At 57.9% G+C, this 14,800-nt stretch carries 17 protein-coding genes; 1 reads left to right on the plus strand and 16 read right to left on the minus strand.

Going from position 1 to position 14,800, the window contains the following annotated elements; genetic code table 11:
- Nucleotides 1-83 precede the first annotated feature (83 nt).
- The 16 genes from ACIOWE_RS09615 to ACIOWE_RS09690 form a co-directional block, all read right to left on the minus strand.
- Nucleotides 84-665 (minus strand): phage tail assembly protein, encoded by a 582-nt coding sequence (locus tag ACIOWE_RS09615; protein ID WP_201201130.1) that lies wholly within the window; start codon nucleotides 663-665, stop codon nucleotides 84-86.
- 211 nt (nucleotides 666-876) lie between these two features.
- Nucleotides 877-1,383: a phage major tail tube protein gene (locus tag ACIOWE_RS09620; protein WP_064120772.1), complete on the minus strand. Its 507-nt coding sequence runs from the start codon at nucleotides 1,381-1,383 to the stop codon at nucleotides 877-879.
- A complete protein-coding gene (locus tag ACIOWE_RS09625; protein ID WP_401390277.1) occupies nucleotides 1,383-2,549 on the minus strand; it encodes a phage tail protein in 1,167 nt (388 codons plus the stop codon). The genes ACIOWE_RS09620 and ACIOWE_RS09625 overlap by 1 nt, the downstream gene beginning before the upstream one ends.
- A gap of 2 nt (nucleotides 2,550-2,551) precedes the next feature.
- Entirely contained in the window at nucleotides 2,552-2,737 is a 186-nt protein-coding gene (locus tag ACIOWE_RS09630; protein ID WP_095050422.1) for a hypothetical protein, read from the minus strand.
- Between the two features lie 101 nt (nucleotides 2,738-2,838).
- Nucleotides 2,839-3,387: a DUF4376 domain-containing protein gene (locus tag ACIOWE_RS09635; protein WP_401390279.1), complete on the minus strand. Its 549-nt coding sequence runs from the start codon at nucleotides 3,385-3,387 to the stop codon at nucleotides 2,839-2,841.
- Between the two features lie 24 nt (nucleotides 3,388-3,411).
- A complete protein-coding gene (locus tag ACIOWE_RS09640) occupies nucleotides 3,412-5,340 on the minus strand; it encodes a phage tail protein (RefSeq protein ID WP_401390282.1) in 1,929 nt (642 codons plus the stop codon).
- Entirely contained in the window at nucleotides 5,341-5,976 is a 636-nt protein-coding gene (locus ACIOWE_RS09645; protein WP_401390285.1) for a phage tail protein I, read from the minus strand. It lies immediately after the preceding gene.
- Nucleotides 5,973-6,968, minus strand: coding sequence for a baseplate J/gp47 family protein (locus ACIOWE_RS09650; RefSeq protein WP_401390288.1), 996 nt, complete (start codon nucleotides 6,966-6,968; stop codon nucleotides 5,973-5,975). The genes ACIOWE_RS09645 and ACIOWE_RS09650 overlap by 4 nt, the downstream gene beginning before the upstream one ends.
- The gene (locus ACIOWE_RS09655) at nucleotides 6,965-7,297 is read right to left on the minus strand and encodes a phage baseplate protein (protein ID WP_401390290.1); all 333 of its coding nucleotides are present in this window, start codon (nucleotides 7,295-7,297) and stop codon (nucleotides 6,965-6,967) included. Before ACIOWE_RS09655 ends, ACIOWE_RS09650 begins: the two co-directional genes overlap by 4 nt.
- 14 nt (nucleotides 7,298-7,311) lie before the next feature.
- Nucleotides 7,312-7,920, minus strand: coding sequence for a phage baseplate assembly protein V (locus ACIOWE_RS09660; RefSeq protein ID WP_401390293.1), 609 nt, complete (start codon nucleotides 7,918-7,920; stop codon nucleotides 7,312-7,314).
- 3 nt (nucleotides 7,921-7,923) lie between these two features.
- A complete protein-coding gene (locus ACIOWE_RS09665; RefSeq protein WP_401390296.1) occupies nucleotides 7,924-8,445 on the minus strand; it encodes a hypothetical protein in 522 nt (173 codons plus the stop codon).
- Between the two features lie 69 nt (nucleotides 8,446-8,514).
- A complete protein-coding gene (locus tag ACIOWE_RS09670) occupies nucleotides 8,515-8,853 on the minus strand; it encodes a phage holin family protein (RefSeq protein WP_064393158.1) in 339 nt (112 codons plus the stop codon).
- A gap of 195 nt (nucleotides 8,854-9,048) precedes the next feature.
- On the minus strand, nucleotides 9,049-9,480 hold the full coding sequence (locus tag ACIOWE_RS09675; protein WP_201234270.1) for a tail fiber assembly protein: 432 nt from the start codon (nucleotides 9,478-9,480) through the stop codon (nucleotides 9,049-9,051).
- 151 nt (nucleotides 9,481-9,631) lie between these two features.
- Nucleotides 9,632-10,033, minus strand: a complete 402-nt coding sequence (locus ACIOWE_RS09680; RefSeq protein ID WP_201234269.1) for a phage tail protein — start codon at nucleotides 10,031-10,033, stop codon at nucleotides 9,632-9,634.
- Between the two features lie 97 nt (nucleotides 10,034-10,130).
- Nucleotides 10,131-10,484 (minus strand): tail fiber assembly protein, encoded by a 354-nt coding sequence (locus tag ACIOWE_RS09685; protein WP_401390300.1) that lies wholly within the window; start codon nucleotides 10,482-10,484, stop codon nucleotides 10,131-10,133.
- Nucleotides 10,485-11,125: 641 nt separating this feature from the next.
- Nucleotides 11,126-11,860 (minus strand): helix-turn-helix transcriptional regulator, encoded by a 735-nt coding sequence (locus tag ACIOWE_RS09690; RefSeq protein ID WP_401303703.1) that lies wholly within the window; start codon nucleotides 11,858-11,860, stop codon nucleotides 11,126-11,128.
- 209 nt (nucleotides 11,861-12,069) lie between these two features.
- On the opposite strand from ACIOWE_RS09690, the gene mutS reads away from it, so the two are divergent.
- On the plus strand, nucleotides 12,070-14,652 hold the full coding sequence (mutS, locus tag ACIOWE_RS09695; protein WP_401390303.1) for a DNA mismatch repair protein MutS: 2,583 nt from the start codon (nucleotides 12,070-12,072) through the stop codon (nucleotides 14,650-14,652).
- Nucleotides 14,653-14,800 lie beyond the last annotated feature (148 nt).

The raw sequence follows: 14,800 nt of genomic DNA on the forward strand, positions 1-14,800 counted from the left end.
GTAGCGGCGCAACGCCTTTTCGGCGTCCCATTCCAGAATCTCCGCCTCACTTACCGGGTAAATGAGCGGAACGATATCGAGGATTACTTCGATGTCGCGTTCCGAAAGTAGGCCGCCGGCTGGTTTAAAAAATCGTCTATGCGCACCTGCAATTGCGTCCAGTCCGGGACGGTCAGTTGGGCCAGATCGGGGATCATCAGACCGGCGCAATGGGCGGTGATGAATTCGGCGCGTTCCTTGGCCGTTTTCAGTTTCTTCATCACTTTGGTCGCGCGCAGCACTGGCATTTCCAGGCTCAGCGACGTCACAGTGCGGCCGGTCACGGCGAGCGGTTGCAGCAGCTGGATCTGATCGGGATCGGCGGACTTTTCCGCGTCTTCCACCTGATCGAGGAAGTACGCCGTCGGACGTGTCGACATCTCGTGCACGTACTGGGCGATGCTCACATAGTCCGGGCGCTTGAGCTGGTCGAGCTCCTTGACCGACAGGCCGGTGGCGAGCAGCGCCAGTTCGAAGAACTGGTCGTCTTCATCATCACCGGCACGTTCCAGCGCTTCTTTTTGCGCGGCGTAGAACAGCGGTTTGAGCTGGATCTGTTCGATCTGCGAACCGTCATCGCCAGTGATTGGCGACAACAAGTCATGCTTGGGTGGCATCCACGACATGAATGAATTCCTTGGTGATTCTTGAGGGATGTAGCAATTCCCTTGCAGGAGTGAGCTGTTGTGGCGAGGGGATTTATCCCCGATGGGTTGCGAAGCGGCCCCAGACTGATATGAAAAATCAGACTTTGGGCTGCTACGCAGCCATCGGGGATAAATCCCCTCACCACAGGGCCCGCTCCCACAGGGTCAAGTGCCGGGCGTGCTTACAGCGTTACGGCATGAGTACCGCACGCCGCGCATCACCAAGGATGTCGACGCCGTTGAGCACGAACTTCTGGGTGCGCACGTCGATGTCGATCACCGGCACGCCGTTTTCCAGGCGGTTGTAGGTGCGGCAGGACAGCTCCAGTGTGGTGATGGCTTTACTACCCATCTTCAGGGCATCTTCACCCAGGGATTTCAGCTTGCCGCCGACGGTGTGATAGGTGAACCAAGTGTTGCCATCCTGATCCTGGCCGGCTTCGCGCACGTTCAGCAGGATGTCATCGCCCAGCTTCACACCCAGCGCGAGCATGACTTCAGCGCCCATGCCTTGCAGCTTGAGCGTGGCATTCAGCGGCTTGGCGCTCTTGGCCATTTCTTCAACGATGAAGCGCCCGCCCGCCATGCTTTCCATGTCGAAATCAATTTTCGGCGGAGTGAATTCCTCAACGGTCGCCGACAACGGCAGGCCTTGCAGGGTGGCCGCGATGGCCTGTCTTACGCGGTTGGTAAACATTAGAGAACGTCCTCCAGGAACTGCTCGATGATTTCATCGCGGGCGGTGGGGTGATAAACCATGGGTGCGGTCGGGGGGTAGCGGCCGTAGTCGATGACCACGTACCAGGTGCCATTCTTGTACTTCTCGACGCTGTTGAGTTCCGGGTGCAGATAGACGCTGCCGCCAGGAATGGTTTCGTCGGCGACCAGGGTCTGCAGCCAGTCGTTGATGCGCTTGACCTCTTGATCCATGAAGGACTTGGTGAGGTTCTTGGCCATGGCTTTCTGGCCGGCCTTGACCAGCTTGCGGCTGATCGCATCTTCGAGGCCGACGTAGCTGATGAACTTGCCGGTGATCGAGCGGTTACCCAGCAGCGAGAAGCCGCCGAGTACGGTGCGGGCGTAGTAGCTGACGCCGTAACGGTTGAGCAGATCGCCCTCGGTGGAGGTGTCGAGAATGTTGTATTCAACGACTCGCGATACGTCTTCGGCGTAGGTCACCTGGTTGCCCGGGCTTTCCCACTGTTTGACCTTGGCCAGTGCGGCAATCGCCAGACTGGACGGCGACAGGAAGACGTTTTTCTTAGCCGCTTTCGAGTACACGGCCGGCATGTTGTGCACCACCAGGCAACGGTCGAAACCGAGATCGGCGCCGCCGAGTTCCTGGCTGTACAGCACTTGATCAGCGACCGAGGCGTCCTTGCCGTCCAGCACGACACGCGCCTTGATGCGCTTGCCGAACGAGGCGAACTCGCTGGCCACCGCTTTGGTGCCGGTGAAGCCCGGCGCGCCGATGATGGTCAGGTCTTCCGGAACACTTCCCAGTGCAGCCAGACCGAGCTTGCGGCCGGTCGCCGGTTCAACACCGCCAATCACTGCGTTGACGGTGTCGGCCGGGGTCGCGCCCGCTTCGACGATCACCACGTACACCGGCACCTTGACCACTTTGAGGATCTGGTAAACCGCGTGGTACAGGGTGCCCTCTTCCGAACCGGTCGGATCGAGCAGCGCGTGGGTGGTGAAGCTGTTGATGCGGAACGGGGCGTTACGCGGAATCAGCGGATCGGCCTTCGGCGCGGTGCCGACCAGACCGATGACGTTGTCACCCAGGCCACCCATGGCCTCGGGGGATTCAGTGGCATTGACGGTAATGCCGTTGTGCTCGAAGTTAAGAACCTCAGCCATGTTTAGTCAGCCTTCTTGGCAGCGGCCTTTTTGGCCTGAGTGGAGGGGGTTTTCAGTTCCAGTCGACCGGCGAAGTGCAAGGCACTGGCCTCGACGTCGAGCAGATCAAGGTCTTGACCGACGCTCGACCAGTGCCCACCGCCGGTGGGGAATGGAACGAGCACGGTGTAGGTTTGGCGGGTTGCCATTTTTCGTTTCTCCATAAACGGGAAAGCCCCTCGTGGGGAGGGGCTTGGCGGGTGTTGATTTTTTAAGCGCGGACAAGAAGACGCCCCGGGGTACGGGGCGTTTATTGAACCGAGGGAACCGGCGTGGCCGCCGAAGAGCCGGGCCAGCCTTCTTTGAGCATTTCGTCTGTGTAAGTGCCGGACTCAAGCGCATTCAACAGGTCCAGCTCTCGATCAAAACAGGCTTGGACGTGAGCACGAACAGCTTTAGCGATGGCCAGTATTTGCGTTGCGTTGATCTGGACAAAACCGCCCAGCGTTTTGAAATTGCAGCGGTATTCCGGGTCGAGAATCGCCGACAGTCCGGTACTGGCGATGAGTGTCTGACTATCGCGCGTTGTCTCGACGCTCACGCCGTCTACGGTGATGCCTGATGCCTCTTGTGCGAAACGCTCCGCTGCGAACAATGCAGCGTAATTCGTTTCTACCTCCGGTACAGGAACTTTGACTACGTCACCATCGACCAGCTTCCAGATGCCATCTGTATCGGTTCTGGTCGCCAAAAACACTGCTTCGCTGAGTTCAATAGCGTGTTCGGGAATAACGCTGTGAATACGTGAGTCATAACGCCCCATCAGCGTTCCGCTCTCATCAAATGTTGCAAACTTCATGATTAATCCTCACCACTCAGTGTATTAGCGACCCACTGCAAAATAGTAAAACTGGCCGGGAGCCTGACCCATATTGCGAATGGTCACGTTCGCTTTACTAACCCCTTTGATTTGCCCGATATAGGTTGAGCCTACGGGGGCGTCCGTAGCTGTATTGGGATAAGTGGTAAAAACTGATGGGTTAATCAACGGATAGGCTAACGGGAAAACCTGTACATAATTGCCTCCGGAGGGAATAGCGAGAGTCATACCCCATTGCAGGATCAAACCTCCAAGCCAACTCGGAAATACGACGTAGCTGCCACTCATGTCCCCGGATACGCTGATAGAGAAGCCCCAGCGCAGTTTTTTCGGAGTAACGATGGTTTTATCATCTGTGCCTGAATCGGTCTGCGCCTGAGTAGCAACCTTGGCCGTGCCTTGATTGATTTCAGTAGCTTGTTGCGAGAGAACCGCCAACGCTGCGATATCGATGTTTCCCTGATTGATCGGGGCATTCCAGGCCTTGATGCACCACATGACAGCGAGGTTGCGGGGACGGGTTTCAGTGCCGCCAGTGTTCACCGTATTCTGGGCGTTCACCATCTGCATAGTGGAACCGTTATCTACCGGGGAAAGAAAGGCACCCACTGAGATACTCGCTGCCGCACCATTAATATTTCCTGCCTGCCAATTACCTGCAGGATCGAAAGTTGCAGCAGTGCCATCGAAGTAACGATGGTTGTGCGCAGCAAATGCCTCAGCTTGATAGGTGCCAATTCCCCTTCCAGCATCCACGCTTCGCCCGTGATCCCAGCCACGCAAGAACTCACCGCGACCATCCGGCAAACGGAAATTGCCCGCGCCCTCATCACCTTTGTTGTACTTACCGGCTAGATAAGCATTCAGATCAGGATAAAGAGCGGCACTCTTGACGCTGCTATCCAGCTCAAGAAAACCCACCGGGGGGTTAGCACCTGGGAACGCAACGATGGTACCCACCGGCAGCATCGAAGCATTGGCAATCATTCCCTCGATTTCAGTTTTGGTGTAGGTATCCTTGATGCCAAAACCTGCCAGTGTCTCGGGATTCGCACCCGCAGTCGCACGACCATATTCATCAACCGTCAGGCTCTTATAAGTCCCGGCAGCAATCCCGGTACGACCGGCGATCATCTTGAACGCCAGCGCGGTGGTACCGAGCGTAATCGGCGCATTGGTGGTCAGGTGCCACAACGAATCACCGTTAACCGTGCCCTCTTCCACCATGACCGTCAGACCCGGCGTGACCTTGGCGCTGCTGTTGGCATCGGTTGCCCGCACCCAGTCACCGTTGGCGACAATCCACAGGCCGTTATCCTTGGCCAGTGTCTGATTCGGCAGCAACACGCGGTCGCCGGCAATCACAGCCACACCGTCAATCTGCTGCGCACCGTTCAACACCACGTTGGCAGTGGCGGCGACGCGCACCGACTGTTTGCCATCAAGTTTGCCGAGTTCTTCGGCGAGGTAGCTCATGACCCAGGCGCGGGTCGCCTTGACCACCGTGTCATCAATCAACAACGTCACCAGCGATGCATTGCTGGTCTCGAAAATCGAGCGAATGTAAAACTCTTTCCCCGAGCCCGACGTCGCCAGAACCGGTTTGAACGACTCCGGATATTTGACGATGGCGTAGAGAATCCCGGTGTCAGTCCACAGCCCCGCTTCCCGCACATACCAGCCGCCAACGTCAGGCGGGATGGTCACTTCGGCGAGCAGCCAGCTCGGATTTTTCTCGTCCTGGAACAACGCGTTGAGCGGCCCGCGCCAGACTTCACGTGCAAGCGCGGTGGCAGTTGCGGCCGGGTTGTAGACTTTGCCGTTACCATCGCCGACGGAAATCTGTGTCAACTTGATCGGCGTGCCCGCGGCCTTGCACGCCGTTTCGTAGGCAATCCCTGCGTTGGTGAGCAGGGTGTAATAGTCAGCCATTCAGGCCCCCTGAGGATAAATAGTGGATGTTTCGACGGTGTACATGCCAGCAGCCATGAACGCCTCTCCCGAGGTTTCGAGCCCTTCGATGAACACCGGATAAACCGTGGTCAGTTCGCCGGAGAAAGTCGCGGCGCCGATGACGTGATTGCCGAATGCGCTCAGGCCGACCGACACCGACAGCACATCCCGTTCGCTCTTGGCATCAGCCAGACGTCGGTCGAGTCGAGCGTCGATTTCTTCGCTGTAGGGTTGGTCGCTGAAGGCACGCACGGAAAAGCTGTAGGGCGTGCCTAGTGGCGTTTGCTCGTACCAGGCGCGGATCTCCGGGCGCAGTTGCAAACCCTTGGCGGCGTTTTCCAGTGCCTTGCGAGTGCCGGCCTGGCGCGCGGTGGGCCAGGCGAGTTCGACGGTGAGGCGTTTTTCCGCTTCCGGTGCGGCGGTGCTCCATTCGGCGACGCCGCGATCCGCTGCCAGATACGGCAAAAACGCGACAGGCGTTTCACTCGGATTCATAAGCTCGGGAAACGGCGGCGCGATGCGATCCAGCAAAGCGCCGAAGCCCAGATCCAGTCCTCGTTCGAGGGCTGAGCTGTTGGCCGGCAGCAGCGTCGGGCGCTGATTCTGATCACTCATAGTGTCAGCACCTCCACTTCAACTGCCGTGCAGTACGGCGCTTCAAAAGCGCTACACACGACAGGCAATAGCGGTTCCAGAATCTGCAATTGCACAGCACCGGCGCTGTGCAGCGTGTAGTCGATCCAGCTCGGATCGACCCGCCCTTCAAGGCGATGGCAACTGTCGGCGTAAGCCTGCAATTGCTGTTGTGCGGCGACTTTGGTCAGGCCGGAATCGGGTCCGGAGTTGATCTTGGCGACGACGCGGATCTTGTAGCGATGAATGTCGGCAGCCTTGACGGTAACGAGGTCGGTTTCCGGTCGAACATCCGGTCTGGCGAAGTGCTGGCGAACACCATCGAGCAATGCTGCAGACGGAGTTCCATCACCGTCTCGCGACAACACCGTGACCTGCACTTCACCCGGTGCAGTGCGGCGTCCATTGCCGTCCTTGACCTGGGCAGCGAGGCCGTCCGGGTTGAAGGTGTAAGTGACGTTGACCACACCGGCTTCGGTGGATTCGACGTTCACCGTCGGTCGTTCGCCGAGGGTGAACACTTCGCGGCGATACTGCATCCGCGACCCCGCCGCCGGAGCATGAGGCGCCAGGTAATAACGCAGCCGCGCATCGTCGTCGCTTTCATAAACCGCTGGCACTGGCGGGAACGCTGCCGGGTCGCCCGGGTCGAGCAACTGCCGCTCCAGGCCCATGTCCGCCAGCCGTGCATCAAGGTTACTGCCGGTCGCCCACCACGCCAGCATCTGCTTGATGCGGGCGTTGTATTTGCGTTCGTGGGTTTGCAACCGCACGCAGAACGCTTCCAGCGCCAGGGTCAGCAGTTCGCTTTCGTTTTCCAGGCTGGTCTTGAGTTTTGCTGCGCTGTCCGGCGACCGGGCGCCGACGTATTCGATGACGAAAGTCTTGAACTCGGCGAGCAGGTCTTCGAAGGCCTCGACGGTGATCAGCGCGGGTTCAGCCAATTGATTCTGGCCGGGGATCAACATGCTCATGTCACTACCTCGAAAGTCTGTTGACGGTTTTTCCAGGTGCCGGCGAAACGCAGCAGCAGGCCGGCGCCCTGTCGCGTGGCGACGATCACTTGCGGCTGAAAATCTTCGATGCCGTTTTGCTTGTTGTAGAACGCTTGCGCCGCATGACTCTGCGCCAGGAGCAGGACGTCATCACCGAGGTTTTGCCCCAGCAACGTGGGGATCAACGAACCATAAAGGGGCCTTTTTTGCCGGGTGCCCAGCGGCGTGGTCAGGGCCCGGGTCGCGCGCTGCACAAATTGCAGCCAGTCGTCGACCGTGGCCCCGCTGTCTCTATCGATTCCGATCATGGAAGGCTTCTTAATCAGGGGCTGATGACGCGGCCCTGGTGATCGACCAACGGGCCGCTGAAGTGCACGCCCGAGGCGTCGATGGTCAGGCCGACGGCGCCCAGTTGCAGGTTGATCACCTGTGGGGTCATCGCCAGTTGTGCCGGGCCGATGCTCAGTTGCAGCGATTCGCGAGAACCGTTGAACGCCGCCGGACCGTTTTGCCAATGCAAGGTGTGCGTGGCGTCGTCGTAGCCGCTTTCGCTGCCGTCGACATGAACCCGGCGAGTGAGTGTTGGCACCGTGGCGGTCGGCGGGAAGCGATCACTGTTCAAGCCGAACAGCGCCACGCTTTGTGCGCCGCTTTCGCCGCTGCCGTAGTTGAGCAGCAAACATTGCTCGCCCACGGACGGGATCCGCGATTCGCTTTGTGCTCCGGCGCTGGGGTTGAAAAACTTGATGGCCGGCGTCTGCAAACCACCGTGGCTCACCTGACAAGTGTTGCTGGCGGCATCAACCGACTGGCAAATGCCGATGCGGCAGAAGCTTTCTGCGCGACGGTGCAGGTCTTCGATTTCCGCTTCCATTTCGGCCAGCCGCTCGATGATCGGGCCTAGCTGCATGCGCAGTATTGCGTCGAACATCGGTCAGGCCTCCAGTGCGGTGTATTGGTCGGGGTCGTCGATGTTGCTGACTTCCCAGGTGCGGGCAAATTTCGGCGTACCCAGCGGATCGTCGAGCAGTGTCGGGCCGAGGTAGAGGGTCTGATTGAATGTCAGCGTCCAGGCCTTGTATTGCTGCTCGGCACGGATGAGCAATGACGGCAAACCATCAATGTTCATCGGCAGATCGCATTGATCGCCGGGCAAGTTCCAGCGGTTGTCGGTGATCAGGTTCTTCAACACGGCGATCAGATCGCACGCTGCAAATGCAGTCGCGGAAAGCGCCGGGATGACTTGCAACGACAGCGTCATGACATGGGCAATTCGCCCATCAGCGGCGCGCACTCCCGATGCATTGCGATCGAAATCGATCAACACCCAGGACTGGTCGCCGGGAGCATTGAAGTCATCGTGAACGCCGACATTGAGGTGGAGTCCGGCGGAGTTACGCAGCGTTGTCGCGATGGCTGTGAACAGTTGCGACGGCTGCTGGATCGGTGTGGGCATACATGACCTCCTTTTCGATCGTCCACGCGAAACCCTGCCGCCAAAATGGCGGCATGGAAACAGTCAAGGTTAAGGCTGGTCGCGCGGAGGGACTTCGCAGACGCCGATCCGCTTGGCGGCCCAGCGTTCATACAGACCGATGGCCACGTCGGCACCGGCCATGGCGGTCAGGCAACCGAACGCGCCGGCAGCCCAGATCGACATGCCGGCGGCGTACAGCAGCATGATCGCCGAGACGCCGCAGATCATGCAGGCACCGGAGCGCAGAGCCAGACGGCGCAAGAGCGGCCAGCCGCGAGCGCCCTCCTTGTCGGCGCGCCACATTTCGCCAGACACCCCGCCTACCACGGCAAGGAGGATGACCAGCCAGATCGGCATGTCTGCCAACGCTTGTTGCTCGGTTGTCATGTCACTCCTCCCGATGTGATTGATGTGTGTTGATTCAAACGATGTCTCTGAAAGCGGGTATTCCAGGAATGCCCGCAAGTTGTGCCTTGTCCAGTGATAACACACGATCCGATAGTGCAAGTCATGCAGAAAAACCCGGAAATAAACCCGGTTTTTCCGCATGCATTCAAAGACCCGTGCAGATATCGATTTGCATCAGAACGGAGCAGTTGGCCAATTGAGCGCCGTTGGATAACCCGGTTGATCGTTAATCTCACTCAAGTCAACGATGTACTGTTTGTAGGCTTGCCACTGCGCTACCTCTGCCTGGCTTGCAGCACCAAGCTCTACCCGGTACTGCATGGGGTTATACGTCAGCCAACTGGCCGCAGTTTCAAAACGTTGTTTCTTGCGGGAAACGGCAATGGCAACGTAGTCCCCATAGACGGGTTGTACAAAGACCGGTTCCGAACCGAGGTATTTGTATATCAAGCCAACTTGAGCCGCTGGGTTTGCGGTGACATCCATCCAGTAGTCCATTCCGCCTGATTGTCCAGGAAGTGGCGGATTACTTTCAGCCTCCACGATTTGGCTGACCAGATAAAAGCTGTACCCGCTGATCAACTCCATCAGTGCATAACGATTCATTCCAATTTCCTTTTGTTTATATAACTAAGTCCTGCTCTGTACGACGTTCATTGCAGGGGGTCTGCTCAGACGAGCATTCCAAAAAGCCCGGCGCTCGGGCAGGGATTTTCAGTAATGCACAACCGGCTTCGGACTGCCGCGCCCAGTTGAATTAGAACGGAGCAACCGGCCAGTTTACGATTTGTGGATAACCGGCTTGCTTGTTGATATCGCTGATGGCAATGGCATACAGCTTGCAATCCTGCAACAACGTCACATCGGCCAGATCGGCGACGCCAAGATCGACCTTGAACTGCGCAGAACTCAGAAGCAGGCGGTTATCAATGTCTCTTAACCGCATCAGCGATTCATAGTTGATCTCGCTGATCAGCTCCGCGTTGGTTGTTTTTGTGAATGTCCAGCCGCCGTTGAAGGAAGCGCGATCATTCACTGCAACTTCCGTGTTGCCGGTTACATCAACCCAGGTGTCAAAGGGCGACGCCGTACCCGGCATCTCTTCACTCTCTACCAAACGGGTAACTTTCGATCCTTGTACGAGCGCAAATAGATGCATTCCATAACTCCTTGAATTGGTATTTCCAGAAGACGCATTCATCTTCAGATTTTCCGGTTATGCACCGAACCTTTCAGCAAAGGCTTCATTCACAAAGTCAGAACGAAGCGGCGGGCCAATTGATCGAGGATGGATATCCGGATTGGTTTACGATTTCGCTGACAGCGATGGCGTATTGTTTGTAAGAAATCAATGTCGCCTCGTCAGCTGCAGTAGCGGTGCCGAGATCTACTTTGTATTGCAATGGGTTGAACGTCAGTCGGCGCACGACCTCATTGAAGCGCTCCTGCATGTAATTAGTGGCCAGGCTCAACTGATCATCATAAGTCGGCGCCGAGAAGACCCAGCCTCTGTCGAAGAAACATTCAACCTTCCATCCAACTTGAATAGCGGTATTACTTGTTACATCGTGCCAATTGCCTTGAACCCCATCCGGGCCGGCCGTTAGCATGCCTTCGTTGGTTTACAGCACTTTCGTGACAGTCAAATAAGGAGTTTTATAAAAGGTTGGAACAAATGCATAGCGTTTCATAGGCTTTCTCTTGAGTCATTTTTATCGAATGGACGTTTCTATTCTGCACAACAGCTGCGGGCCTGAAATTACTGGCCTACTGTTAACCTCCCCAGGTCGGCATTCCAAAAAGCCCGGCGCTGCGCCGGGCTTTTCAGTAATGCGCTCCTTCGCCTTCCTTTAAATCCTGTGTACAAAAAGGAAGCTGACTTTTCGGCGCTACTGGCGCGGTACGAGTCCATTCAGATTGTTTTTCCGACCGCGGTCCCTGCCCGCCGGATAACTGCTTCTGGTGCTTTACGCTGCACACCCGGGTCAGTTGCCAACCCTCTGAACCGTTGAGGCCGGTTCATCGCTGCCTGTTCTTTTGGAACTAAAGAGCTTTCGTTTCCAGCCGCTTTGTCGAGCGGCTTGGTGGCTATATTATGCATGTATGCATATCCAGTCAATGCGCAAATGCATTTATTTATGCACTACAAATGCGTTCGCGCATGAAAGCCGCATAAATCAAGACGTTGAGAGACTTTGTGCGGGCGAAAAAAAACCCGCCGATGGGCGGGTTTTATGCAAAAAGGCTGTGGTTATCGGGCGTACATGCCCCACCAGAAGACGTGACCGAGGATGACGATCTGCTCTTCCTGGATTTCCTGGAAGCTGTAGTCCTCGTCCGGATGCTCATCACGATTGAAGCTGCGCAGACGAATACCGGTAGGCAGACGATAGAGTTGCTTCACGCGCAACTGGCCATTGTGGTTGATCGCATAGAGATCGCCATCAATGATGTCGCCAATCCCGCACTTACCCGCGTTCACGCCGACAGTGGCACCATCACGCAGCACCGGCAACATGCTGTTGCCGCGCACGGTCACGCATTTGGCCTGATCGAACTGCACACCGTTATGGCGCAGGCTGCGCTTGCCGAAGCGCAGGCTAGAGCGCTCGCTCTCTTCGATGACGAATCTTCCTGATCCTGCTGCCAATTCAACCTCGCGAAGAAACGGCACCGACACCTCGTCGTCATCGACAGGGGTATCGTCGTCCCACAGCATTATGTCCTTGAGTTCCGCGTGCACGTCATCACGCGCGGCACCTGCCGACGGCGCAACATCCGCGCGCCCGCGCAACTGATCGGTGCTTACATTGAAATACTCGGCGATCTTCGAGATATGTTTATCCGAAGGATCGACAATCTTCCCGCTGAGAATCCGCGAGAGAGTGGATTGAGGCACGCCGGTGCGACGGTGGAGCTCCGTGGGGGAGATCCCGTGCTGGTCGAGCAGTGCTCTTAAGACGGAGGATACGTTGCGTTTTTGCATAACGCGCATAGTGCTTGAAGTTTTTCGCGAAGACAAATGCTGATTTGCATAAAACGTGCATAAGTCATCAATTCAGCGCAAAAAGTGTCAACGAGCCGTCATGCCTGCGTCGGGCAGACCGCCCATGGTAATCTTGCGCCCATCGCGGAAAAGCCCCGCGGTTGCCCCGCTTTTGCCCCACACCTTTTAACGAGTTGCCTGACAATCCGATGAATAAAGCCGTCTCCGACCTTTCCTCCCACACCCCGATGATGCAGCAGTACTGGCGCCTGAAGAACCAGCACCCGGATCAGCTGATGTTCTATCGCATGGGCGACTTCTACGAGATCTTCTACGAAGATGCGAAGAAGGCAGCCAAGTTGCTCGACATCACCCTGACCGCGCGCGGGCAGTCGGCGGGACAGGCGATTCCGATGTGTGGGATTCCTTACCACGCGGCAGAAGGTTATCTGGCGAAACTGGTCAAGCTCGGCGAATCGGTGGTGATCTGCGAGCAGGTCGGCGATCCGGCTACCAGCAAAGGCCCGGTTGAACGTCAGGTGGTGAGGATCCTCACGCCGGGTACGGTCAGTGATGAAGCGCTGCTCGACGAGCGCCGCGACAACCTGATCGCTGCACTGCTGGGTGACGAGCGCCTGTTCGGTCTGGCCGTGCTGGACATCACCAGCGGCAGTTTCAGCGTGTCGGAAATCAAAGGCTGGGAGAACCTGCTCGCGGAACTGGAGCGGATCAATCCGGTTGAGTTGCTGATCCCGGATGACTGGCCAAGGGACCTGCCAGCGGAAAAACGCCGTGGCGTCAGTCGTCGTGCGCCGTGGGATTTCGAGCGTGATTCGGCGCTGAAAAGCCTTTGCCAGCAGTTCTCCACCCAAGACCTTAAGGGCTTTGGTTGCGAGAATCTGACCCTGGCCATCGGCGCTGCCGGTTGCCTGTTGGCGTACGCCAAGGAAACCCAGCGCACCGCCCTGCCGCATTTGCGTAGCCTGCGTCACGAACGTCTCGACGACACCGTGGTGCTCGACGGCGCGAGCCGGCGCAACCTGGAACTCGATACCAACCTGGCCGGTGGCCGCGACAACACCCTGCAATCGGTGGTCGATCGCTGCCAGACCGCCATGGGCAGCCGTTTGCTGACTCGCTGGCTGAACCGTCCGCTGCGCGACCTGACAGTGCTGCTGGCGCGGCAGACGTCGATCACTTGCCTGCTCGACGGTTATCGTTTCGAAAAACTGCAACCGCAGCTCAAGGAAATTGGCGACATCGAGCGGATTCTCGCGCGAATCGGCCTGCGCAATGCGCGTCCGCGAGACCTTGCTCGCCTGCGTGACGCCCTCGGCGCGCTGCCCGAATTGCAAGTGGCGATGACTGACCTGGAAGCGCCGCACCTGCAACGTCTCGCCACAACCACCAGCACCTATCCGGAACTGGCGGCGCTGCTGGAAAAAGCCATTATCGACAACCCGCCGGCGGTGATCCGTGACGGCGGCGTGCTGAAAACCGGTTACGACAGTGAGCTCGATGAACTGCAATCGCTGAGCGAGAACGCTGGCCAGTTCCTGATTGATCTGGAAGCCCGGGAGAAGGCTCGTACCGGCCTGTCGCACTTGAAAGTCGGTTACAACCGCATTCACGGCTATTTCATCGAACTGCCGAGCAAGCAGGCAGAGTCGGCTCCGGCAGACTACATCCGGCGCCAGACGCTGAAAGGCGCCGAGCGCTTCATCACGCCTGAACTGAAAGAATTCGAAGACAAGGCGCTGTCGGCCAAGAGCCGTGCCCTCGCCCGCGAGAAGATGCTCTACGAAGCACTGCTGGAAGACCTGATCAGCCAGTTGCCGCCATTACAGGACACCGCCGGTGCTCTGGCTGAGCTGGACGTGCTGAGCAACCTCGCCGAGCGTGCACTGAATCTTGATCTGAACTGCCCGCGTTTCGTCAGCGAGCCGTGCATGCGCATCACCCAGGGTCGTCACCCGGTGGTCGAGCAAGTCCTGACCACGCCGTTTGTGGCGAACGACCTGAGCCTGGACGACGACACACGGATGCTGGTGATCACCGGTCCGAACATGGGCGGTAAATCCACCTACATGCGCCAGACTGCATTGATCGTGCTGTTGGCGCACATCGGAAGCTTCGTGCCGGCGGCCAGTTGTGAGCTGTCGCTGGTGGACCGGATATTTACCCGAATCGGTTCCAGCGATGACCTGGCCGGTGGCCGTTCGACCTTCATGGTCGAGATGAGCGAAACCGCCAACATCCTGCATAACGCCACCGAGCGCAGCCTGGTCTTAATGGACGAAGTCGGTCGCGGCACCAGCACCTTCGACGGCCTGTCGCTGGCTTGGGCCGCCGCCGAGCGTCTGGCGCATCTGCGTGCCTATACTCTATTTGCTACGCACTACTTCGAACTGACCGTGTTGCCGGAAGCCGAGCCGTTGGTGGCTAACGTGCATCTCAACGCCACCGAACACAATGAGCGCATCGTTTTTCTGCACCATGTGCTGCCGGGGCCTGCCAGTCAGAGTTACGGCCTGGCGGTGGCGCAACTGGCCGGTGTGCCGAGTGAAGTCATCGTGCGCGCACGTGAGCACTTGAGCCGGCTGGAAGACACCGCATTGCCGCATGAGACGCCGAAGCCTGCCGCCAAAGGCAAGCCAGCCACTCCGCAGCAAAGCGACATGTTTGCGAGCCTGCCACACCCGGTGCTCGATGAGCTGGCCAAACTGGATGTCGATGATCTGACGCCGCGTCGCGCGCTCGAATTGTTATATGCACTTAAGAACCGGATCTAAGCACTAAAGAACCGGATATAACGCAAACGGCTTCAAGCTGTTAGAATCTCGCGCGGTTTGGGATGCTGCTGGCTAATAGCCTGGCCAGCAGACATCGCTCCCGAACCTGGCGACCCCAACCGTGAAGGGGCAACGCTGCCGCCGCCTG

It is taken from the genome of Pseudomonas sp. NPDC087598 (assembly GCF_044743525.1).
GTDB lineage: Bacteria > Pseudomonadota > Gammaproteobacteria > Pseudomonadales > Pseudomonadaceae > Aquipseudomonas.